This is a genomic window from Roseinatronobacter sp. S2 (genome assembly GCF_029581395.1).
Classification (GTDB): Bacteria; Pseudomonadota; Alphaproteobacteria; order Rhodobacterales; family Rhodobacteraceae; genus Roseinatronobacter.
The window spans coordinates 25421-46683 of the sequence record NZ_CP121117.1; the positions used below are offsets into that span (position 1 = coordinate 25421).

Below are 21263 nucleotides of genomic sequence, written 5' to 3' on the forward strand. Positions count from 1 at the left end.
TCGGACGGGCTGCGATCAGGGATGACATATACGCAGGGCGCATCTCAGAACTCCTCAAGGGTCAAATCAGAAAAACGTTTCTCATCGGCCATCTGGGCGATGACCATCAGCTGCTGCGCACTCAAAGGCCGGGCGCGCGCGGCCTGCATGCGCATCGACAAGACCAGGAGCCGCCCGATCTCGGCGCGGGCATAGGTGTTGAGCGCCTGGGCCTCGGCCCAATCCTTTCCCTGCCCCACTTGTGTAACGATCGAGGCCAGCCGTTCGGCGGCGCGCCGGATATTGGCGTGACCGAGTTCCGCATAGCCGATGGCGGCCATACCGCGCAGGCCGAGTTCCGCATTGGCCATATGCGCGGCCGAGATCGTGCCAAGCGCGTCCTCGCCTCCGATCAGGCGCAAGTATTCATTGTATTTGCGCGGGATCACCTGGACGTAATTCTGCGTCTCGGCGAAGGGTGGCACACCGCCATATTGCTGCACGCGCCCCAGCCCCGCATTATAGGCGGCAAGGGCCAGGATGATGTCGCCTCCCAGCTGATCGAGGCGGCGCGCGAGATAGCGCCCGCCGCCTTGTACCTGCAAGAGCGGGTCTGTGCGGTAGGCCGGGTTGATGCCCAGATCACTGGCTGTGCCGGGCATGATCTGGGTGAGCCCGTAAGCGCCCACATGGGATTCGGCGACCGGATTGAAGCGGCTTTCCTGCCAGATCAGCGCCTGCAAGAGAGCGCGCCATTGCACGGGCGAGAGCCCTGCGCGGGCCACCCCGGGGTGGTGATAGGTGTCGCGGGCACCTTGAATGATGATTTCTTCCACGTTCTGGCGCGCATCGCCAAAGAGCTGCCGCGCAGGCAAGCTGGTCTCGATGTCGGGATAGACCTGGGTCGCGGCACTCTCTACCCCCTGTCCGGCCTCAAGGCTCTGGATCGTAGCACTCATGCTTTGCGCCGAGATCGTGGTGCTCTCGATGATCGCCTCGAGCTGCGCCAGTTGCTGGCGCTTGATCTCCTCGATGCTGGCGCGCTGATCCCCCTTGCCGATCTGCAGCGCCTCATCCTGCAATCGCTCGGCAAGCTGGCGGGCCTGTTCGACTGCCCGGGCCGCGTCAAAGGCCGGCACGCCTTGCGCAAGAGCGGTTGAGGCCGCCCCTGCGCCCAAGCCCGCAATGAGGACAAGATGCGCGAGAGCTGCGCGCGTGGAGGGCCTGTCACGCATCGCGCGCAACCTCACGCGCCCATAGCTCTGGCAGCGGCGTGAACGTGCACCGCGCCGTTCCATCCGCGCGAAAGCACTCCGAGCGCACGGGGGCAGAAGGTGTGGGGGCACATCCTGCGAGAACAGAGGTGAGGATCAGCAAAATCACGGCAGGTTTCATGTCGCCCGTCTCCAGAATTCAGGGGTATTGCGGTAATCTGTGCCGACCACGGCCTCGCCGGATTTGAGGCCACCGAGGACGGCGAGATAATCGCCCAGCGGGGCGAGACCCGCGTCGACGATATGGGCACCCTGATCATCACGGATCAGGCCCAGATGCGAGGCAGGCAGTGCGTTCATCATCACATCGAGCTCTTTGTCGCTGAGCGCGAGAGGGCCGTAATCGCCGGGCTTGGCGCGGGAATTCGGAAGCAGGATCTGTGTCGGCAGGGCCTGAATGATCGTGCTGCCCACGCGCGACTTGTCGAGTTGCGAGGCAAACTGCGTCATCATCACGACGACCGTGTTTTGTTTGCGCGCGGTCACCAGCCAGTCTTCGAGCTTGTTTGCGAAATAGCTGTTGTCGAACGCCTTCCAGGCCTCATCGATCAGCACGATAGTGGGGCGGCGATCCTCGATCTTGCGCTCGATGCGCCGGAAGATGTAGCTCAGCACTGCCATGCGCGCGGTCTCGTTCTCCGCGTCCAGAAGTCCCGTGAGATCGAAGCCAACGACATCACCGTCCAATGAGAACGTATCCTCTAGGGTTGTGCCAAAGACCCAGCCAAAGCGCCCCTGCGGGGTCCATTCCCGCACCCTCTCGGCCAGATCGCCGCCATCATCGACCGAACGGAACTGGCCTGCGAATTCCGTCCAGTTGCGCAACGACGGATCGCTGGCCTCGGCATTGCGCCGCACAATGGCCTGCACCGCATGGGTCTGCTGGGGGGTAAGCTGCGCGCCGCGCGATTCCAGCAAGCTGATCAGTGCATCTGTCAGCCATTCACGCCCTGCGGCATCGGTTTCCACCCAAAGCGGGTTCAGCCCCGTGGCCTCACCTGCCCGGATCGATTGATAACTGCCACCCATGGCGCGCAGGCCCATCTCGAGCCCGTAGCGATAGTCAAAGGCGAAGATGCGCGCGTCGGTACGCCGGGCCTGTGCCATCAGAAACGTCGCCAGCACTGATTTCCCTGAGCCTGAGCGACCCAGAATGATCGTATGCCCGCTGGTGGGTTCAGAGGCGGGGCTGCCCTTCTCATGAAACGAGAAGCGATAAGCCGAGCGCTCAGGCGTCGGGAACATCGTGATCGGCGTGTCCCAGGGCGTGCGGTCGCCCGGTTTGCCCAGTGGCGTGCGGTGGAGGGCCGCCATATCGGCGAAATTCAGATTGGTGATTGTGGCGCGGCGCGCACGGTAGCTGGCATTGCCGGGGCTTTGGGCAAAATAGCTCGCGCGGGCCGAATATGTCTCCATCATCAACTTCACACCGACGGAGGCGGCGATATTGCGTATCTCGGCCGCGATACTGTCGAGTTTTTGCTCACTCTCGGCAAATGTCGCGACACTCATATGGTGATCGCCAAAAATCAGGCGTTCAGAGGCCAGATCATCGGCGGCCTGCACCAGATCGTTTTGCAGTGAGATCGCAGCATCATCGCCTGCGCGCATCATCCGGATCTGGCGCTTGATGCGGTCGCCCATCACGCTCGAGTTCACCGGCGTGAAACTGTGGGTCACGACCATGTCGATGGGGAGCGCCAGATCATCGAACATGGAGCACCAGGTCTGGCTGGGGTAGTTCTTGACCGTAAAGATCTGCCCGATGCGGTCCTCGCCCGAGCCCCCAGAGATCAGGAACTTGTCGCCGCGAAACGTGACGCGCCTGTTGGCGACATCATCGGCGATGGTGGAGGGAAAGCCGCGCGGATAGGTCGGCGCCTCGATCCCGGTATTGAGCGATTCCAGAAACCCCAGCAGCTCGCCCGAAGACGCGGCCAGAAGCCGCGCTTCCATCTCGGTCAGGCTTTGGGTGAGGAACTCCACCACCTCTTTGAGCCGCGCGATCTGGCGGCGGCTCTGATCGCTCCCCTGCCCCGCGCGCGCTTTGCGCAAGAGCGGCAGGCGCTCAAGCACTGTGGGGCGCTTGACCACAGTGATGGTCAGGGTGCGGTCGCGCAAGCCAGCCTCGCGCAGATGCGCTTGCCAGCGCGCGTCCAGCGCCTCGGCAAAACCGCCCGCCTCCATCGGCTTCAGCTCGACTGGCACGTGGGCCGAGACCTTGTGCACATAAAAGGAAAACCCCGCTCCGCTTTGCGCGATGACTGCGGCAATGATCGCCCGGGTCTTGTCGAGGCTGACATCTGGCGCGGTGAAGCTGTTGGCCCCGCTTACCCGGATGCATTGCAAGTATTCGCCACCGCGCGTGAGGATCGTGTGATCATCGACAAGTTTGACGTAAGGCAGATGATGCGCAAGGCGGGCCTCGTCCCCGGCCCAATCGGGCAGGATTTGCGTGGCGGCCGCGCCTGCACTGAGATCACGGGGCATAGGAATCTCCGTTCCAGATTTTGCGGTTCTTTGTGGGCCGCGTGTGTTCCGAGACCACGCGAATGACTTCGACAAAGGCCGGGTCCCATTGGGCAGCCAACCAGAGTGCCGGGTAGGCGGCAGCCGCGAAGGCAAAAGCCCAGAGCGACTGTGACCAGATAAGTGCGAGCACTGACCCAAAAATCCAGGGCACCGCATAGAGGATGGGTAGGCCCAGCATTTGCGGGGGCCGCACGAGACCCAGAAACAAGGTGGAGCGCTCACACATCACCCGCGCCCGTCATGTTTGCCAGATGGAGCTGACGATGGTGGCGGCACTGGCCACAATGGCAATCGCAATCACGACAAACATCGCTTGGCGGAAATCGATGATCCCGAAAAACCACGAAAGACCAATACCGACCACCGCCAGCGTGGCAATCGCGATGCCCAGAGGGCCGGTGATCGTGTCGATGATGCCTTGCAAGAGGCTGGTGACCGGGTTGAGATCGATGGATTGCGCAAGGGCCGGGTTGGCGGCCAGCATCAGGATTGTGACGCCCAAGCTTGTGGCAATGGCCCAGTGTCGGCGGGTCAGTCTCTTGGTCATAGTGTCTCTCCTTGGAGGCGGTCAAAAACAGCCATGACCTTGCGGACATGACCAATGGTCTCGGGGTAAGGGGGAATGCCGTCATGGCGGATCACCGCGCCGGCGCCGGCATTGTAGGCCGCGAGTGCCAGCTCCGGGCTGCCGAACTGCGCCAGTCGCATCAGCAGATAGCGCGCAGAGCCGTCGAGGTTCTGGGCGATGTCATGGGGATCGACGCCAAGGCTACGCGCCGTGTCGGGCATCAGCTGCCCCAGCCCGATCGCGCCTGCATGCGAGAGGGCATTGGGGTTATAGGCGCTCTCGATCTCGATATTGGACTGGAACAGCAGCGCCCATTCGGAGGCACTGAGGCCACCCGAGCGCAAGGCCTCATGGCCTGCATAGCGTGCGGTGGTCTCGGCAATCAGGGTTAGGATTTCGGGGCGCGCGCGCGGTGCAGCCTGTGCAGCTGTCCGATCAGAGTGCGACCTCTCGGGCGTGTTCGGCACAAGTGCGGCCTCGCGCAAGGGCGCGATCAGCTCACCGCCTGAATAATGCTTGGCAAAGCTGCGCGTGGTCTGGGACGGGCCAAAGCTGCCATCGTCTCCAAAGCGCAGGATCAGCCCGTCGCCCGCCAGTGCCGGGGAGGCGAGGGTCAGGGTCAAGATCGCGGGCAAGACCACAGACATGATCTCTGGCCGGATCACAGTCGGGACCGCTGCCCCGGGACAAGCATTTACGCGCAACAAAATTCACACTCCACAACCTGCAGTTCGCAGGGGCAAAGCCGCGCGTGATCCTCCGGCGGGTCCAGACCCCAGCGCCGCGATCGGCACAGCCGCACCCGTGCCGCGCAACGGGATTGCGCGGCCTTGGATCGAGGGGTGTTTCGCGTGCCACGCACCTGAAATCACCCGCCCTCTGGCGACAGATTGTCTGAACAGCCCCTCAAGGATCGCGGGGGCTCATGGTTTAAAACAAAACACCCTCAGGTTGAGTCCCTCGAGGTGCAAGTCGGGCAGCATGCAGACAGGCGAAACCCGCGCTGTCACGGCAGCACTGCAGTCTGATTATCGATGTATTCTAATACCTTATACCCTCTTTTGCACTTGCAGAAAAATCGCTCCTCCGACATAGGCAGGCGGGCATTCGATGCACGCTATAGTCGATGAGGTGATTTCTGCAATCTTCTATTAGTTGTGTTGGCGCGCTGTTTAGACACCCAGTTCTTGAGGGGCAACCCAGAAAATACAACCATGAGACGATTTGTGTTTACCTTGTATTCTGGCCTGTTTCGCAGGGCTTCCGCACCAATGCAGCTGCAGCATTTCGCAGGCTTTGTGGGCCCGCGGGACGCGGCTGTGATGGCGCTTCGCAGGCGCTCTCCGCGCCGGTTTTGCGCCCGCGACTCACCCCCGAATCAGGTCGTCCGCGATGGTTTCGGGCGCGGGCGATTCGCGCCTCGCGTGTGGAGCTGGCCGAGGCGGTCGGTCATCCGGGCGGGTTTTGGACTGGTGATGCTGTGCGCGACCGCCTCCCCGCCCCAGGCTCAGAGCGATGCGGGGTTCTGCCTCCCGCTCTCGCCGCCGCTCTTGCCGAGCGACGCCCGGCTGATGCGGGAATTTGCCGATCTCCTGCGCGACGAGTTCGAACACTACCTCTCGGAAGTCACCCTGTATTTCCGCTGCCTTGATGACGAACGCGACCGTGCCTGGCGCGAGGCCTCCGAGGTCACAGCGCAATATGAAGCGTTTCTCGAGGCGCTGCGCGCCGCACCGCCATGAGGACAGCCCGCACATTCGGCATGGCCACATGCGCCCGGCACTTTCGTCACATTCCCACTCAAGAACAGGAAGACTGATCATGTTCACATCTCGCGCGGCGGCCTTGTTGCTTGCACTCACGGCCACCGCACTCCCTGCATCCAAGGCGCAGGCCTATCCGATCGATTGTGCGATCCTTCTCTGCCTTGCGGGCGGGTTTCCTGCGAGCGCGGAATGCATGGCCGCCAAGGCCACGATGATCCGGCGCATCACACCCTGGCCGGTCACGCCGCCGCTGCAGCTATGGAATTGTCCACTGGGCTTGCCCGCTGGCTTTGTACCTGCCCGGGGCAGTCCGGAAATCCGCCTTGGCCCGGACGGGCTGACCGATGAGGTGCGCGGCTACCGCGATGCGATCGAGATCTATCATATCCGCACATCACCGCCGATGAGCAGTGACGATCCGCCGAACTCATGGCGCGATCACACGCAACGCGGCGTTTATCTGGAAGATGGCAGCCACCGCTGGGTCAGCGCCAGCTTGCGTCATGGGCCCGAATGGCTGGCGGAGTCTGATCGCATCCGGCGCGTGCCGATCCAGGTCTGCGCACGCGAGACCGATAATGGCTGCTGGGAATGGCGCGTCTCCCATTACGAGAACTGGCCCGGTGGCGGCTTCTTGGGCGGGCACGGACCCGTGGTCGCGATCCGTTATGAGGACCACGAAGGCCGCAAGCATACCGAATTCGTGAATTACTGATGCGCCTAGCACGCCAGAGCGTCCCTTCCACGCGCGTCCTATACCTCAACCAGAAAAGGCAACTCAGCATCTAAAAAGTAAAAACCCCCGCAGGAAACCTACGGGGGGAGATACCTGACTTACAACACCAAGATGCCACCCTTGGTAACTTCCATTAAAACCTGAGGTTGAGTAGGCCGATATCCCCCCAGCTGCAAGACCAAAACGCATTTCGTGCGAATGATGGCACATTGCCGGTTTCCTGCTTCTCAAAAGAAGCAAGACCTATGACCACGACCCCCAAGCCGCTCAAACCTTCATCTGCAAGTTTCCGCAGCTATCTCGAGGAGGTTGTGCGCCCACTGCTCACCTCCCATGTCAGCCGGGCGCAAGTCTCGGTCCTGATCGACCTTCTGGGGTTTCTCGAGCAGCAGCGCTATGATTTCTCGGCCGGGCGCGCGTTTCAGACGCGGCCCTTGTCGAACGCCGCATTGGCGGAGAGGTTCAGCGTCACCGTGCGCTCGATCCGGCGCTGGTTGGCCGATCTCGAAGCCCTCGGCCTCATCGCCCGCGAATACCGCAAAAATCCGCATCATCGTTACAAGAACCTGCTGAACCGTGTGCGGCTCAAAGGCTTCTGCAACTGGTTCAAGCGCAAGCTGCAAGCCACCCCGGACAGCCCCTGTCCGCCCAAGAAGAAAGATTTCCAAGATAAATCAATTACCCCTGAAAATATTCAAGATCAGAAGAGCGCCCCGCCATTTCCGGCCTCTGGCACCATCACCTATGACACCTTCTGGGCCGATCTGGCCCGCAACCACCTCCCCAGCGGGAGATCGCGGCCCTGCATGAACCGCATTGCCGAGAAATTCCGCAGCAATCTCGCCCGCTATGCAGTCAGTTTTGATCATCCATCCGTCAAAAGCCGATGGGTGAATTTCTGCAAGGCCGCGCGGCCGGTAGCGTGAGAGGTATGGGCAGGTAACGCGGGGCGCCTCAGTTCGCGGTCGTGAATAGCGCGCGCTTACGCAAGCTGGCCAGGGGCCGCATGGCGCTCGCATCCGCCTTCCTCAAGCGGAATGCTGGCTGTCGTGCAGCCCATTTCAGCCAGGAAACTCACAAGACCGACAATCGTCTTGAACTCGCGGGTCTTGAGAATGCTGCGACTGGTCACGAGCCGCATGGAATGGCGACCGTCCTCCGTCACAGCGCGCGCCATCCAGACGCCGTACCATGTGTTGTGTCGCTTCTCGGCGGTTTGGGTGCAGACCACCTCCAGTAAATATCCATTCGCCAGAAAACCACGCAGCAGTTCCTCGGTTACCACATTGGGCTGGTCATCGCACGCCTCTATCATCTCGGACCCTTTCATGCTCCGTACACAACGTTTCTGCGACGGGCCTTAGAGTCCGATTCAAAATGGATTGAACGATTTCAGCCTCTTGCAAGTAGGCGCGCCATGCGCCGGATATGGGCGATGAGCAACCACGCCTCTGCGCTCTCGATGGATTTCTCCCAATCATGTGCTAGGCGACGGCAACGACCGAGCCAGGCGAAGGTGCGCTCGACCACCCATCTGCGTGGCGGCACCTCGAAGCCCTTGGCGGTGTCGGAGCGCTTGACGATCTGCAGTGTCCAGCGCCCGAGATCGACAAGGACGCCGCGCAGTTTTGGTCCGGCACAACCGCCATCCGCGAACATATGGCGCAGTTTCGGGGCCTCGCGGCGAAGCTTGGCGAAGACCCCGGGCGCACCTTCACGATCCTGAATGTTGGCCGTGTGGACTTTGCACGCGATCAGGTTTCCGCAGGTATCGGTGATGATGTGACGCTTTCGACCCTTGATCCGCTTGCCCGCGTCATAGGCTGCCGGAAAATGAAGTATTTTCAGAGGTTTTAACACTCTGACTGTCGATCACACCCGCTGTTGGCTGCACGTCCCGTCCTGCCACCAGGCGCGCCGCCAAAACCAGGTGGCGGTTGATCTCGGCAAGCAAGCCATCGTCGCGCCAGCGGTAGAAATAGTAGCGCACAGTTGAGACTGGCGGAAAATCCTTCGGCAGGAGTGACCATGCGCATCCCGAAGCCGGGATATACTGGATCGCGTTCCATACCTGGCGCAACTTCACCTGTCGCGGCCGACCAAGGCGATTGCGGGTGGGCAGCAGCGGGCGAACCACCAACCATTCTTCTGGCGTCAAATCACTTGGATAGCGCTTCGCCTTGCGCGTATGCTGCGGGCGAGTGAGTTCGGTCTAGGCCATCTTGATCTCTGTTCAGCTTTGCAACCGAACAGAATCACAACCTACTGAATTCACTCAACTCATTCCGATCAGCCTCTTAGGGCATCTCGCAGGGCGTAACAACACGAATGATAGCGATTGTTCATGATGGCGGCTTATATGTGGTCTTGCGGACCCGGTGAGACGGTCGTCTGCATGGTATGCTATGGCGCAATCTTGAGGTCACATGGCGGTCGAGCGTCACGGTCGCACTCAGACATTGCGCTCGCTATCAAATGCCTGCGCGTCTGGCATCTTTGCGATCCAACAGCTATGGGTGACGCAAACATATAGCGTCTTTGCCATGATTTGGGCCCCTCTGACACAAGCCGAGACTCCTTGTCATTGGTGTCGGGATCAAAGCTACCTAGTTTGTGACCATCAGCTCGCAGCCCCAAAAGCTCAATCTATCCTGTCCAAGTTCTGCTTGCGCTGCGCTTGAGGATCAAATAGCTGGATTAAAAAGTGCGCATCTCTGTTGCTGATGCATATATTTTGCGCACAAAGCCAACACTCCCCCGTAGGGCGACGACGCAAATGAACAACATCGACGAAAAGCTGCAACCTATCTTTGCCGAAGTCATGCGACGAAATGCCGGCGAGCCGGAATTTCACCAAGCCGTCCATGAGGTGATGGAAAGTCTTGGGCGCGTCGTAGCGAAGCACCCTAATTATCTTGAGCAAGCTCTCATCGAGCGCATCTGCGAACCCGAGCGCCAGATCATCTTCCGAATTCCATGGGTAGACGATCATGGCAATGTTCAAATCAATCGCGGGTTTCGCGTCCAATTCAACTCGGCCCTCGGCCCCTATAAGGGTGGGATGCGATTCCACCCGTCGGTCAACTTGGGGATCATCAAATTCCTGGGCTTCGAACAAATCTTCAAAAATGCGCTAACCGGGTTGCCAATCGGTGGCGGTAAAGGCGGTACGGATTTCGATCCCAAGGACAAATCCGATGGCGAAATCATGCGCTTCTGCCAATCGCTCATGATCGAACTGCACCGTCATCTGGGTGAGCAGACCGATGTTCCGGCCGGCGATATCGGTGTGGGCGGGCGCGAGATCGGGTACATGTTCGGGCAGTACAAGCGCCTGACAAACCGTTATGAATCAGGGGTATTTACCGGTAAAGCTATTGCCTACGGTGGATCACGCGCCAGGACCGAGGCAACGGGTTTCGGCAATACCTATTTCACCAAGGCGATGCTTGAAACGCGCCAGACTGATTTCGACGGTAAGCGCGTGGTTGTTTCTGGTGCAGGAAATGTTGCCATCCATACCATCGAAAAGGTGCAAAGCTTTGGAGGCATGGTCATCGCTTGTTCGGATTCCAGCGGCTACATTACAGATGAAGCCGGGATTGACCTTGCCCTGCTACAAGAGGTCAAGACAGTTCGCCGCAAGCGCATTTCAGAATATGCAAGGTTGCGTGGGGACGGGGTCCACTTTGTACCTGCTGGAAAAGGATCTGTCTGGGACCTGCCTTGTGACGTGGCGATGCCGTCTGCCACTCAGAACGAGCTTACGGGCAAAGATGCGAAGGCATTGGTTAAAAACGGCGTGATGGCGGTCAGCGAAGGCGCGAACATGCCCTGCACTCCTGAGGCAATCCGCATCCTGCGAGAGGCCGGCATTATGTTCGGGCCCGGTAAGGCCGCGAATGCGGGGGGTGTCGCAACCTCAGCATTGGAAATGCAGCAAAACGCAAGCCGTGATCGCTGGAGCTTTGAACAGACCGAACAGCGATTGGCACAGATCATGAAGAGCATCCACGATCGATGTGCTGAAACCGCCGATGAATATGGCGCTCCAGGAGACTACGTTTTGGGAGCAAACATCGCAGGTTTCGTACGAGTTGCCGAAGCGATGCGCATGCTTGGGGTGATCTGAGCCGAATCTGACGGATTACTGAAAGACGAGGGCGATCTCTTTCTTACTGAGCAGTTTCCACTGACCGGGGGCAAAGTCGTCGGGCAAACAGAGATCGCCCAAACGTTCGCGCTGCAGCTCTTCGACGAAGTTCCCCGCGGCTGCAAACATGCGGCGGACCTGATGGTATCGACCTTCGGTCACTGTAATCAAGGCGTCTGTTTCCGAGATTTCTTCTAGCACCGCCGGGGCCAGTGGTGTGCCTTCGCCCTTGAGAGTAAGTGTGCCCGATGCGAACAGCGCGATTTCTGTCCCGCTGAGTGGACGGGCCAGTCTTGCGCGGTAGATTTTTCTGACTTGGCTTCTAGGGCTGCTGATACGGTGCAGCAGGGTACCGTCATCGGTTAGCAGTAAAAGGCCCGACGTTTGTTTGTCCAAGCGTCCAATGGTTGAAATTGCGGGCGTCCGGCGCCGCCAGCGCGTCGGCAATATGTCATAGATAAGCGCGCCAGCCTCCTTATGCGAACAGGTCATGCCCACAGGCTTATTCATCATAATGACCATTCCGGAAAGCGGGTCAAGGGGCCTGCCCTCGACCATTAAGCGACGCGGCAAATCAGCACTGAATGGGATACGCACGGTAGCGTCAAGAACCTCGCCCTGATCAAAGATAATTCTACCAGATCGTGCCAGCTGCACGATCTGCTTGCGTGTGCCATAGCCCATCGAAGACAGAAGTTTGTCGACACGAATGGTGCACGCGTTGGACATTTTCAATTTTCCTTGTTCATCATAGCCTTCTGCGGAGAGGCCTGCATCTTCACCGCGGTGAATGGCAGAGGGCCGGTCAAAATCCGGCCCACTCGAAGTTGTTATGAGACTGATGTGACCGTCAACGTTCTGCGCTGTGCCGCGCGGGTGTCCCAATGGAACGATGAGCCCTCGGTCAAGCCAAGAAGCGCCACGCCGATCGGCGTCATGATGGAAACCTTGCCTTGCGCGATATCTGCGTCTTCCGGATAGACCAGCATCACAGTTCTTTCCTGCCCAGAGGATTCATCTCGGTACGTGACCATATTTCCGATTTTGACCACATTTGCCGGCATTTCCGCCGCAGGCAGAACCTTTGCTCGACCTAGCTCTTCTAACAAACGGTTGGCCAAGTCGGCATTGCGCACCAACGCGCCTTCTGCCAACGCTTCCAGGTGGGCTAGATCATCCGCATCAATGATTATTTTCGGATTGCGTAACCGACGATTCTGCGGGTTGGTAAGCTTTTGCGGTGCCATGGTGGCCGCTCCTTATGAGAAGAAATGCTGATGCGCGGGATGAAGGAAGGCCCTTTGGCTTGGGCCATGTCTGTCCGGAGATGTCAGATTGCTTGGATCACGTGCGAAACCGTGATGGTTCGAACAGACCCGTTTTCGCACAGCAAAGGCGCTCGTTGGCCGGCCTGCATCCCAATGAGTGTTACGCCCAAGATCGAATACGCAGGTATGACCCCCGTACCGTGCCCCCATCGAGCTTGATGAACGAGTAGGCCGTCCTGGTCTGAACCTTGGTCAATAGCGTATCGGAATTGGCGGCCAATAGTTACCATTTCCTCTGAGTCGAGTTTTTTGACTGGTTTCAGTCTCATCAACTTGTGCCTTATAACATATGAAAGCAAGAGCGAGCCGGGTTGGAGTGACCCACCGCAATACGCCTGATATTCGTTAAGCCTGTGGTAATCAGTTTCTGGAATCGGCAAGCGTTCGCGTGGCCCTCTGCGACCGTTAGGCAGACTCACAATATTGGAATACCAGTGTTCGTGGGTGTTAGACATGTAGTCACCTTGGTAACCGCGGCCGCGTGCTCGTCATCGAAACTTGAGGAGGCCCCGGGGGTGCAGCAGGCGCAAACGCGTCTATACCGCCCGGGGAAACGGGCGGTTAAGCAGAAGAAAACGATGCTGGTCTACATGCTTCAACATGTTTCTAGAGGTAGGTTGTCAAATCGGTTATGTCAATCGGATTGATTTCGGCGCCGACCTGTCGGCGGCCCGACAGATGCCGTGCATCGACATTCTTCATGCTTTCTGGCAGATCAGTGGCGCTGGCGCGCAAACTACTCGTCACCTTGTGGAAGTATGTGACCAGCGGCGTGGTGATCGATGGAGCTGTTGTGACCAAGGCCTGACACTGAGCACATCACCACAGATCAACCCAATCCTCCGGGCCTGAGCAGCCCTGACGGATCCAGACGAACGGACCGAAGTCCCCTATGGCTTCAATCGCCGTTCAAAAGAATGGTTCCGTTCTCCTGAGCCCACCCCTGAATGCGGGATTATGGTGCAGCCGTCCTGAGCGGCGACCGGATATGAGGTGGTACAGGTGAGGCTTGGCCTGCCGGTACTGGGAATGGGCGCAACTGGACACCGTCATCAAAGTGAGAAAGGCTGCAAATGCTGTCACTCAACACTTGACGCTAAGCTCATCATATGAAGGGGGCTCAGAGCCAGGCCATAGGCCGTTCGCGCGGTGACATAACGACCAAAATCCTGGCCCTGACCGACGCGCTTGGTAACCTTGTCGATTTCCGCCTGCTGCCGGGGCAAGCGCACGATCTACGAGGAGTGCCGGCATTGATCGACGACCTCGCTGCAGATCACCTGCTCGCTGATTGCGCCTTCGATGCCGATTGGCTGCGAACCACGCTGGCCAAACGGAGCATCACCCCGGTCATTCCACCAAAATCCAACCGACGCTTTCCTGCAGAGTTCGACAAGAAAACATACAAATGGCGGCATCTGATTGAAAACTATTTCGGAAGACTCAAGGAAAACAGAGGTATCGCTATGCGCTCGTGCAAGACCGACCAGAGCTTCAAGGCGTTCATCTCACTGGCAGAATCGATCATTCAACTCAGATGAACGCCAACAGCCCCTAAAATCTGCTCTGATCTTGCAAAATAGCCTTGCTCGATTGTCGCCAAAAAGGACACATGGCCCGTTGCGAATGTCTGACGGCGGGAAGATATCGACCACGCTGATGCGCACGGCCATCGTCGCGTGATTTCGCACAGAGAGCAGTGACTTTATAAGGGCTTTTTCCCTGAACTGATGGAGGCGACCATGCTTGTTCGAAATCTACTGGCACAGATGACTGCAACCCCCTCAGCTCAAGGCTGGGCGCAGCCCGTCGGTGGTTTGCGGACGGCGAGTCCGCCCTAGATATCGCTCGAACCCTAGACCAGTGGTCTCAATCTCAGCCGCTCGGCCTGCGATGATATCTGCCAGAATCCTCGCCGAGCCGGCTGCCATTGTCCATCCAAGCGTGCCGTGGCCGGTGTTCATGAATAGGTTAGGCACTGGCGAGCGCCCCACGACAGGCGTTCCATCCGGGGTCATCGGGCGAAGGCCGGTCCAGAACTCGGCATTTTCTGCATCACCGGCGCCACCAAACAAGTCTTGGACAGAATGCAGTAATGTGTGTTTCCTCTTATTGTTTAGGGTCAGATCGAACCCTGCAAGCTCAGCCATGCCGCCAACACGGATGCGCCTATCCAGCCGGGTGATGGCGATCTTGTAGGTTTCATCCATAACCGTTGAAACGGGCGCGCGCGCCTCGTCAACGATGGGCAGCGTGACAGAATAACCCTTCACCGGATAGACAGGTAGGTGGATACCCAACGGCGCAACCAGTGCGGGTGAGTAGCTGCCGAGAGCAAGCACAAATGCATCCGCAGTGATCCTGCCTTGCGTCGTGCTGACCGAGGCCACACGACCTTCGACCACGTTCAGCTGCGTAATCTTCGTATCATGTCGGAAAATGACACCTTGTTCGGAGGCCAGTCTTGCAAGTACCTGGGTGAATTTGAAGCAATCACCGGTTTCGTCACCGGGCAGGCGCAAACCGCCCACTATCCGGTCCTGTGATCCGCGCAGGCCCGGCTCAGCGGCAAGGCAACCCATCACATCGAGGAGTTCGAAAGCGACGCCCCCTGCGCGCAGCACCTCGATATCCTTGCCAGCGGCATCGAGCTGTTTCTGGGTTCGGAACAGCTGCAGCGTGCCCTGCTGCCGCTCGTCAAAGCAGATCCCGGTCAAAGTTCGCAGCTCGGTCAGGCAGTCTCGGGAGTATTCAGCCAGCCGTACCATACGCGCTTTGTTCACAGCATAAGCTGCGCTGGAGCAGTTGCTGAGCATTTGTGTCATCCATCGCAACTTTGCCATGTCCATCCTCGGCTGGATGATCAGGGGCGCGTGTTTCATGAACATCCATTTAAGCGCCTTCAGGGGGATGCCGGGCGCAGCCCAGGGCGAAGAGTATCCGGGACTGATTTCGCCGGCATTGGCGAAAGACGTTTCCATCGCAACGCTCGGCTGACGGTCAATCACTTCGACCTCAAATCCGGCCTGCGCCAGATACCATGCCGAGGTTACTCCGATGACGCCTGAACCCAAAACCGCGATCTTCATTTTTTCATCCTAATTTGGCCAAGAACCTATTGAAGAATTTTACATCGGCAGGAAGAGAATGTTCCTGCTATTGCGTTACGCGCATGCACGGCCTTTCGAAGAAAATGCTGCATGCAGGAGGCATTGTTGCAGAACTCACGCCTGAGGCGTGACTTCCCCTTTCCCCTTTGAACTCAGGCGACGCGGACGATCTCAGCCGTTCCAAGGGCCGAGAAGCGGTTCATCAGGGCTATGCGGATATGGATTTCGGTAGTCTGGCGGTCTGGGTCTCTTGCGGCAATGCATTCTCCGAAAGCTTTGAGATCGAGCCGGAGAAGCGCCACCGGTTCAAGCGAACCGGCGAGGGCATCTTCGCCTCGATACGGCTGCGGGCGTTATATCCGGTCCAGCGCTTCCAGAACGCCCTACCATAGTGCCGGGGGCACGCAGTGTTTCGTTTCGGGCGATGGCGGCCGGGCAGTTCGCTTTCCACGGACGCCCATTCCTGCGGATAGGTATTATCGGAGTGGCCTGCCGGTCGAGGATGGCGGTGTGGCAACGGCGCGTGTCATAGGCACCGTCAGCGGTCACCGTGCCGATTTCTTCACCCTGAGGGATCTGCTCCAGCAGTTCCGGTAGAATGGGGCTGTCACCGTCGCTGCTGGGTGTGAACTCGACAGCCCGGATGTCCGAAGTCGCCGTGTCCATGGCCAGATGCACCTTGCGCCACTGGCGTCGGCCCTGAACGCCGTGCTTGCGGGCCTGCCATTCGCCATCGCCCAGGAACTTGATGCCAGTGCTGTCAACCAGCAGGTTCAGCGGACCATCGGCGCGCCGGTAGGGGATCTGGACCGACAGCGTTTTCTGCCGCCGACACAGTGTCGTATAGTCCGGCACAGCCCAATACAGATTCGCTAATTTCATCAGGCTTGCCACCATCCCAGTCGTTTGCCGCAACGGCAGCTTGAAGAGAACCTTGATGGTCAGGCAGAACTGGATCGCCACGTCGGAGAACACAGCAGGCCTTCCAGGGCTGCCGTCAGGCGGCGCGTGCCAGGTCATATCCCTGTCCAACCAGATCAGCAGTGACCCGCGCTTGCGTAGCTAAGCCGTGTAGCTGGACCAGTTCGTGGTGCGGTAGCGGGCGGGTGATGGCTTGCTCATGGTACCCGTCTAACCGCATGGATTCGCGATGTGAATCCTCAACCGTCAGAGTTCTGCAACAACGCCCACCCCCCTCCTCCGAAGCGTTGTTCCGCACTTGCGAATATCGCTCGGACTGGCCGAGCAAAGGTTATGCCACGAAGGTCGACGCCTAAGCCTGGATGAAATCCTTCGTCAGCTGGTATAATGGCGCGCATCTGCACAGCGCGATGCACTTCGACACGTCAGATGCGCGTCATGCTGGTCATGATCGTGCTATGCTGGCAAACCGTGCCATCCTCTATGCAAATGCACGGGCACAATACCCGGAACGCGAGTCCGGCAAAACCCGCAACTGGCAACCCACCGGACCCGTCTGGCTCAACCCTGAAACCGAAGCCCGCGCCCTTGAAATCAGAGACACCGCATGAAATCGGCGGACAACTTGTTTGACAAACACCGTCAAGTTGCTGCTCAAACTGCCGCTCACGCAAGCATTGCGGCTGGCGGGGCTGGATTGGCTCGTGCCAGACTGATCGAGCTTATGCCGCAGGCAGAAGAGCCTGCAGCTGGACAGCATCGGCTTCAATTCCCTCGGTTAAAGGGAAAGGGTAAACCACGCTTTTCGACGCCTTTCTAAAACAACGCTCTGAAAAACAACCATAATTCGTCTCGCTACGCGTTTGCACGGAGTATTTTCACTATGGGCTTGAAAGCCTGTCGGCGAACTGTCATATAATTAAGCATGATTACGTTCAGCTTCTCCAAGAGGTTCCTGCATTATTCAGGAAGCCTACTGAACCGCCGGTAACCCCAGGCGGCTCAAGCCTATTGGCTTTTAAGTCCTGGGGATATTTCTCAAACGCATCAAACGAAAACACCAAAGCAGTTAGAAACTGCATTTGGCGTTTATTGATGTCGTGACATCAGTGGCTTCAAGATTGGAAAGTATATGTCAGTGCACAATGAAGGTTGTGTCAGGAACACTTCTGACAACATTTCGACCAAGAGTGATGGCGGTGGCGGGCTGCGACAGTTGCTGCGGACGTGCATTAGACGACGGCAGCAACGGAAGATGATGGCCTCGCTTTCGGCTCTGGATGATCGAACCCTTCGGAGTATCGGTCTTCACAGGAATGAAATAGAGTGCGTTATAGATCGTTTTACGGATGCTGAATTGCGCATGCAGATTTTCGCAGCCAAAAAATAGATTCTGTTGTGTCGTCCCGTGAAATAGCCAGTTCCGCAGATCTTTGCGACGTATTGGGAAGCTCTCAACGCATGCATAGCTGAATTGGTTAGAGAAAAAAGCGAAATCGTACGCCATTTTTTCCTCTTTACGAAAACATGCGCCCACAACAATCGATGAACCGAAAGGCTTGAAAATGAAACCTGCATCAACACCACAAGTGCGTTTACCAAAAATTCTCCTGGATAAAACTGTAGCAAGCCGCCTCGAAGCAATGACGTCTACTTTGATGAGGCGATCCCCTGAATTGGCGGAGCGGTTAACAGAAGAAATAGCGCGCGCGAAGCTTATCGCTCCAGAGAAGCTCCGCGAGAATGTCGTAACAATTGGTAGTGAGGTCACCTATCGTGATATGGCCACTGATCGAGTTCGTACGGTAACATTAGTCTTTCCCGAAGACGCTGATATGGAACAAAATCGAATATCAGTTCTAACGCCTGCAGGCTTAGCGCTCTTGGGGTTTAGTGAGGGAGCAGTAATCCAATGGCACATGAGAGCGCATGAACCACGCGAATTGGAAATTATAAAAGTTTCTCTTGCGTAGTCCCGTTAAATCATAACACGAAAAACTAATGCCCAATCGAATGAAGAAAATCGCTATTTTTTTGCAACTCTAATAATATATAAATTCAAATTTTAGGTGATAACAATGATTGCCTATGAGCATGGAAAAGTTTTCTTGGTTGGTTTGGTGACAAAATGGCGACAGTGATAAAAGAAAATCGTTTTTGGGTTAGTAGGTTTGACTTCGCATCAAGCATTGCCTATCATTTAGACATGATGATATTCGCTCCTCTGACAAGGTTCCGGATTTACTCCGGTTCGCTTCTGACGCGCTTTTGGCCCCGGGCATAAGCGGTCATTTTTGGCCAGCTTCCCCGGGGACAATCTGCTCAGAGCTAAAGTCAGATGAACGGGCAGACTTGCTCGTCGAGGAGTTATCATGCGTCGATATTTTGATGCTCTGCACCCGAATAGTGGGAGCGGTTTTTTAGAGAATGACCAGTGCGCACAGCAACGGGGGATAGGCAGTATAGCCGACCTTCGCCCCATCCGCGCGGTACTAACATCTCGCGACTATTGGTGTCTGCAAGAGCATCGTCGTCGATGCGAAGACATCGACGCCGCCATGTTCATGCGTCTTGCCAGACTAATTCGGGCCAAGATGGAGGATGCAACGGTTCTAAGCTGCGACGAGATAACACCTGACACTGTGACTGGATCAGCTCGGGTCACCTATCTTCTCGACCAGAATCGACCAAAGACGCGCAGGCTCTACCATTGGGGTTATCCTGATCGTGCGCGCAATCGCCTGCCTGTATGCACCTTTCTCGGGATTACATTGATCGGGATGTCGGCTGGGCAACGGGCGAAACTCATCAACGCCAATGGAATAGCGGGTGAATTGCAAGTTCTCGCTGTCCATTCGCAAGTATCACCAGAAGCGCATACCTGCGACTGGCTAACCTGATACGACGCTGTCCCAATTTATCCGGAGGCTCCCATGTCACGTTCCCTTCGCCGCGAGCGCGTGGTTATTGATGCAACCCTTATAGAGCGCCTGGACTCGCTTGCTGGTGTTGCTGTCGCACGATTTCCAGGTGTGGCCTATCCACTGGTCAACAAACTGACATCAGCCAAGCTGGTTTCACCCGCGCGTATGCCTGCAGACGTCGTCACCATCGGTAGCGAGTTGAGTTACCGTGACATGGTCACTGGACGCGACCAGCAGGTCACCCTCACCTGGCCGGAGCGCGCCGATATAGATCGCGGTATTGTGTCGGTCCTGACGCCAATTGGCGTGGCACTTCTGGGTCTCTCGGTGGGCAATGCGTGCCGCTGGACGACCAGATCTGGTGAGGCCCGCACATTGACTGTGCTCGAAATAGTGCCTGAAAGCATCACTAGGGCGAAGGCTTTAGCCGCAATTTACGCATCAACCCCGTCAACCGTATTAGCTGCAGTTAAGAAGGAAATAATCAATGCACCGCCGATTCATCCCTGCTGTTTGTCAGAGATGTGACGAGCCTGTGCCGCGTGCTGCGGCGTGGCGGTGTCCATCCTGCAGAACCGAGTTCATTGCAGCTAATCAGTTTGAGCTGCCAAACACTCTGAAAATCGATCCGGCAACACGCGAGAAGTCCAAATTGTAACGTCGCAGAACCAAAAGAGGCTATCATGACTTTGTTGAAGCGGTTGATCGCGCCCATCTTGTTTCTCACTGTACTCGCGTTCGTCGTGACCTTCCAACCGCATGTGACCGCACGCATTGGCGTCGCCCCATGGGGCGAGCAAGGAAGAAATATTCTCACGATTGCAGCCTACTTAGGCATGGCATGGCTTCTCAGCAGGGTCGCAGACTTGATTCTGTCCAGAGTGCGGCCGCGGAGTCGACCAGTGCCAAAGCTTTTACGTGAGCTCATCTCGGGATCTCTGTTTCTAGTCGCTACGCTTTCAGGTGTGATGCTTTTGATGGGTCACAGTTCAGGTAGCGCACTTGCAAGCTCTGGTATCGTACTGGCGTTACTAGGCTTCGCGGTCCGAAATATCGTGGCTGATATACTATCGGGAATTGCGCTTGGTCTCGAGGCCCCTTTCCGCATCGCGGATTGGGTCCATATCGAAGGATTGGCCCGTGGTCGGGTTGTAGAGATTGGGTGGCGAACAACGCGCCTGCTAACTCGGGATTCAACCTATGTGATCTTGCCCAACAGTCAAATCTCGCGCCAACGCATCGTCAACTACAGTGCTCCACGTTCCGATTTTCGGGCCCAAATGGAGATTACGCTCGATCATGCTGTTCCCGCCCGCAAAGGTGTTGAAATACTGCAGGCGGCGTTGGCGCGCGCGCACGTGATCAAGCAAGTACCCGCTCCTGACGTTCGCATTCAGGCAATTGAGGTTGACGGAATTCATTATGCGATGCGCTATTGGCTTGAGAGATTTGATCATGAAATCGACGCACGTGATGCAATATGGCATGAAGTCGATATGGCGCTACGCCGGACAAGTACTTCGCCTCCAGTTCAGCGCATTAGAATTCTTGATAATCGCATCGCGGATAGCGCCCGCCAAGAAGAGGGCACATTTGTGCGACACGCTGACCCGGCCATTAGCTCGGTTAGAAGCCATGACAAAATGAAGCCCAGCTGCGCGAAGCAGTAATCGACCAATGCAAGGCTCGTGACCGGAATTTAGCTTGTCATCTGCAGCAGCTTATCCCGACGTATGACAGGTCGCATGAATTTCACCGACGAAGGAGGTCGATGATGCCCGAAATCGATGGACAGAACCGGAAGAGGAGACCTTAGCCAATAACTTGGCTATGGGCCACTTCCGGAGTTTAAAACTGTAACAAAAACTGGAACGGGAGTATACCATGATAAGGCGAATTCGGTACAGGCGCATGATCGCTAAATGGCATTGGCCAAGCTCAAGAACGGAAGCAATAATTATGATCGTTCTAT

21 protein-coding genes and 2 pseudogenes are annotated in these 21263 nt (G+C 57.4%); 11 read left to right on the forward strand and 12 right to left on the reverse strand.

Going from position 1 to position 21263, the window contains the following annotated elements; genetic code table 11:
• Positions 1 to 44 precede the first annotated feature (44 nt).
• The 6 genes from P8S53_RS20355 to P8S53_RS20380 are packed head-to-tail and all read right to left on the reverse strand — an operon-like array spanning position 45 to position 4934.
• Positions 45 to 1214, reverse strand: a complete 1170-nt coding sequence (locus P8S53_RS20355) for a lytic transglycosylase domain-containing protein (RefSeq protein WP_277807483.1) — start codon at positions 1212 to 1214, stop codon at positions 45 to 47.
• Positions 1207 to 1374 carry a hypothetical protein gene (locus tag P8S53_RS20360; protein WP_277807484.1) on the reverse strand — a complete coding sequence of 56 codons (168 nt, stop codon included), beginning with the start codon at positions 1372 to 1374 and terminating at the stop codon, positions 1207 to 1209. The genes P8S53_RS20355 and P8S53_RS20360 overlap by 8 nt, the downstream gene beginning before the upstream one ends.
• Positions 1371 to 3743 carry a hypothetical protein gene (locus P8S53_RS20365; protein WP_277807485.1) on the reverse strand — a complete coding sequence of 791 codons (2373 nt, stop codon included), beginning with the start codon at positions 3741 to 3743 and terminating at the stop codon, positions 1371 to 1373. The genes P8S53_RS20360 and P8S53_RS20365 overlap by 4 nt, the downstream gene beginning before the upstream one ends.
• Positions 3733 to 4011 (reverse strand): type IV secretion system protein VirB3, encoded by a 279-nt coding sequence (locus P8S53_RS20370; protein ID WP_277807486.1) that lies wholly within the window; start codon positions 4009 to 4011, stop codon positions 3733 to 3735. Before P8S53_RS20370 ends, P8S53_RS20365 begins: the two co-directional genes overlap by 11 nt.
• A 12-nt stretch (positions 4012 to 4023) precedes the next feature.
• Positions 4024 to 4269 carry a TrbC/VirB2 family protein gene (locus P8S53_RS20375; protein WP_373418570.1) on the reverse strand — a complete coding sequence of 82 codons (246 nt, stop codon included), beginning with the start codon at positions 4267 to 4269 and terminating at the stop codon, positions 4024 to 4026.
• Positions 4270 to 4328: 59 nt separating this feature from the next.
• On the reverse strand, positions 4329 to 4934 hold the full coding sequence (locus P8S53_RS20380; protein WP_373418571.1) for a lytic transglycosylase domain-containing protein: 606 nt from the start codon (positions 4932 to 4934) through the stop codon (positions 4329 to 4331).
• Between the two features lie 633 nt (positions 4935 to 5567).
• On the opposite strand from P8S53_RS20380, the gene P8S53_RS20385 reads away from it, so the two are divergent.
• The 3 genes from P8S53_RS20385 (at position 5568) to P8S53_RS20395 (ending at position 7781) form a co-directional block, all read left to right on the forward strand.
• Positions 5568 to 6095 (forward strand): hypothetical protein, encoded by a 528-nt coding sequence (locus tag P8S53_RS20385; protein WP_277807489.1) that lies wholly within the window; start codon positions 5568 to 5570, stop codon positions 6093 to 6095.
• 79 nt (positions 6096 to 6174) lie between these two features.
• Entirely contained in the window at positions 6175 to 6834 is a 660-nt protein-coding gene (locus P8S53_RS20390) for a hypothetical protein (protein WP_277807490.1), read from the forward strand.
• Positions 6835 to 7100: 266 nt separating this feature from the next.
• Positions 7101 to 7781, forward strand: coding sequence for a helix-turn-helix domain-containing protein (locus tag P8S53_RS20395; RefSeq protein ID WP_277807491.1), 681 nt, complete (start codon positions 7101 to 7103; stop codon positions 7779 to 7781).
• Positions 7782 to 7837: 56 nt separating this feature from the next.
• Here P8S53_RS20395 and P8S53_RS20400 read toward each other — a convergent pair whose 3' ends face one another.
• Positions 7838 to 8170, reverse strand: coding sequence for a hypothetical protein (locus tag P8S53_RS20400; protein ID WP_277807492.1), 333 nt, complete (start codon positions 8168 to 8170; stop codon positions 7838 to 7840).
• A gap of 77 nt (positions 8171 to 8247) precedes the next feature.
• A pseudogene (locus tag P8S53_RS20405) lies at positions 8248 to 9013 on the reverse strand (IS5 family transposase).
• 618 nt (positions 9014 to 9631) lie between these two features.
• Between P8S53_RS20405 and gdhA the strand changes: the two are divergent.
• Positions 9632 to 10987: an NADP-specific glutamate dehydrogenase gene (gdhA, locus tag P8S53_RS20410; RefSeq protein ID WP_277807493.1), complete on the forward strand. Its 1356-nt coding sequence runs from the start codon at positions 9632 to 9634 to the stop codon at positions 10985 to 10987.
• A gap of 15 nt (positions 10988 to 11002) precedes the next feature.
• On the opposite strand, the gene P8S53_RS20415 is transcribed toward gdhA, so the two are convergent.
• A complete protein-coding gene (locus tag P8S53_RS20415) occupies positions 11003 to 11737 on the reverse strand; it encodes a pseudouridine synthase (RefSeq protein ID WP_277807494.1) in 735 nt (244 codons plus the stop codon).
• A 101-nt stretch (positions 11738 to 11838) separates the two neighbouring features.
• Positions 11839 to 12255, reverse strand: a complete 417-nt coding sequence (rnk, locus tag P8S53_RS20420; RefSeq protein WP_277807495.1) for a nucleoside diphosphate kinase regulator — start codon at positions 12253 to 12255, stop codon at positions 11839 to 11841.
• Between the two features lie 1190 nt (positions 12256 to 13445).
• On the opposite strand from rnk (P8S53_RS20420), the gene P8S53_RS20425 reads away from it, so the two are divergent.
• On the forward strand, positions 13446 to 13877 hold the full coding sequence (locus P8S53_RS20425) for an IS5 family transposase (protein WP_277807496.1): 432 nt from the start codon (positions 13446 to 13448) through the stop codon (positions 13875 to 13877).
• A 243-nt stretch (positions 13878 to 14120) separates the two neighbouring features.
• Here P8S53_RS20425 and P8S53_RS20430 read toward each other — a convergent pair whose 3' ends face one another.
• Positions 14121 to 15425 (reverse strand): D-amino acid dehydrogenase, encoded by a 1305-nt coding sequence (locus P8S53_RS20430; RefSeq protein ID WP_277807497.1) that lies wholly within the window; start codon positions 15423 to 15425, stop codon positions 14121 to 14123.
• 173 nt (positions 15426 to 15598) lie between these two features.
• A pseudogene (locus P8S53_RS20435) lies at positions 15599 to 16568 on the reverse strand (IS5 family transposase).
• 161 nt (positions 16569 to 16729) lie between these two features.
• On the opposite strand from P8S53_RS20435, the gene P8S53_RS20440 reads away from it, so the two are divergent.
• From P8S53_RS20440 to P8S53_RS20465, 6 genes are all read left to right on the forward strand, one after another.
• Complete coding sequence (locus P8S53_RS20440; protein WP_277807498.1) at positions 16730 to 16978, forward strand: hypothetical protein; 249 nt, start codon at positions 16730 to 16732, stop codon at positions 16976 to 16978.
• 647 nt (positions 16979 to 17625) lie between these two features.
• The gene (locus P8S53_RS21490) at positions 17626 to 17757 is read left to right on the forward strand and encodes a hypothetical protein (protein WP_373418572.1); all 132 of its coding nucleotides are present in this window, start codon (positions 17626 to 17628) and stop codon (positions 17755 to 17757) included.
• A gap of 175 nt (positions 17758 to 17932) precedes the next feature.
• Positions 17933 to 18340 carry a nucleoside diphosphate kinase regulator gene (rnk, locus tag P8S53_RS20450; protein ID WP_277807500.1) on the forward strand — a complete coding sequence of 136 codons (408 nt, stop codon included), beginning with the start codon at positions 17933 to 17935 and terminating at the stop codon, positions 18338 to 18340.
• A 399-nt stretch (positions 18341 to 18739) separates the two neighbouring features.
• Positions 18740 to 19267 carry a hypothetical protein gene (locus tag P8S53_RS20455; RefSeq protein ID WP_277807501.1) on the forward strand — a complete coding sequence of 176 codons (528 nt, stop codon included), beginning with the start codon at positions 18740 to 18742 and terminating at the stop codon, positions 19265 to 19267.
• Positions 19268 to 19300: 33 nt separating this feature from the next.
• Positions 19301 to 19819, forward strand: coding sequence for a nucleoside diphosphate kinase regulator (gene rnk, locus P8S53_RS20460; RefSeq protein ID WP_277807502.1), 519 nt, complete (start codon positions 19301 to 19303; stop codon positions 19817 to 19819).
• A 155-nt stretch (positions 19820 to 19974) separates the two neighbouring features.
• The gene (locus tag P8S53_RS20465; protein ID WP_277807503.1) at positions 19975 to 20961 is read left to right on the forward strand and encodes a mechanosensitive ion channel family protein; all 987 of its coding nucleotides are present in this window, start codon (positions 19975 to 19977) and stop codon (positions 20959 to 20961) included.
• Positions 20962 to 21263: the final 302 nt, after the last annotated feature.

Bases quoted from the DNA above. Each gene is read 5' to 3' on its own strand.
- P8S53_RS20355 (WP_277807483.1), bottom strand. From the start codon at position 1,214: ATGCGTGACAGGCCCTCCACGCGCGCAGCTCTCGCGCATCTTGTCCTC.
- P8S53_RS20360 (WP_277807484.1), bottom strand. From the start codon at position 1,374: ATGAAACCTGCCGTGATTTTGCTGATCCTCACCTCTGTTCTCGCAGGA.
- P8S53_RS20365 (WP_277807485.1), bottom strand. From the start codon at position 3,743: ATGCCCCGTGATCTCAGTGCAGGCGCGGCCGCCACGCAAATCCTGCCC.
- P8S53_RS20370 (WP_277807486.1), bottom strand. From the start codon at position 4,011: ATGTGTGAGCGCTCCACCTTGTTTCTGGGTCTCGTGCGGCCCCCGCAA.
- P8S53_RS20375 (WP_373418570.1), bottom strand. From the start codon at position 4,269: ATGCTGGCCGCCAACCCGGCCCTTGCGCAATCCATCGATCTCAACCCG.
- P8S53_RS20385 (WP_277807489.1), top strand. From the start codon at position 5,568: ATGAGACGATTTGTGTTTACCTTGTATTCTGGCCTGTTTCGCAGGGCT.
- P8S53_RS20390 (WP_277807490.1), top strand. From the start codon at position 6,175: ATGTTCACATCTCGCGCGGCGGCCTTGTTGCTTGCACTCACGGCCACC.
- P8S53_RS20395 (WP_277807491.1), top strand. From the start codon at position 7,101: ATGACCACGACCCCCAAGCCGCTCAAACCTTCATCTGCAAGTTTCCGC.
- P8S53_RS20400 (WP_277807492.1), bottom strand. From the start codon at position 8,170: ATGATAGAGGCGTGCGATGACCAGCCCAATGTGGTAACCGAGGAACTG.
- gdhA (WP_277807493.1), top strand. From the start codon at position 9,632: ATGAACAACATCGACGAAAAGCTGCAACCTATCTTTGCCGAAGTCATG.
- P8S53_RS20415 (WP_277807494.1), bottom strand. From the start codon at position 11,737: ATGTCCAACGCGTGCACCATTCGTGTCGACAAACTTCTGTCTTCGATG.
- rnk (WP_277807495.1), bottom strand. From the start codon at position 12,255: ATGGCACCGCAAAAGCTTACCAACCCGCAGAATCGTCGGTTACGCAAT.
- P8S53_RS20425 (WP_277807496.1), top strand. From the start codon at position 13,446: ATGAAGGGGGCTCAGAGCCAGGCCATAGGCCGTTCGCGCGGTGACATA.
- P8S53_RS20430 (WP_277807497.1), bottom strand. From the start codon at position 15,425: ATGAAGATCGCGGTTTTGGGTTCAGGCGTCATCGGAGTAACCTCGGCA.
- P8S53_RS20440 (WP_277807498.1), top strand. From the start codon at position 16,730: ATGAAATCCTTCGTCAGCTGGTATAATGGCGCGCATCTGCACAGCGCG.
- P8S53_RS21490 (WP_373418572.1), top strand. From the start codon at position 17,626: ATGGCCTCGCTTTCGGCTCTGGATGATCGAACCCTTCGGAGTATCGGT.
- rnk (WP_277807500.1), top strand. From the start codon at position 17,933: ATGAAACCTGCATCAACACCACAAGTGCGTTTACCAAAAATTCTCCTG.
- P8S53_RS20455 (WP_277807501.1), top strand. From the start codon at position 18,740: ATGCGTCGATATTTTGATGCTCTGCACCCGAATAGTGGGAGCGGTTTT.
- rnk (WP_277807502.1), top strand. From the start codon at position 19,301: ATGTCACGTTCCCTTCGCCGCGAGCGCGTGGTTATTGATGCAACCCTT.
- P8S53_RS20465 (WP_277807503.1), top strand. From the start codon at position 19,975: ATGACTTTGTTGAAGCGGTTGATCGCGCCCATCTTGTTTCTCACTGTA.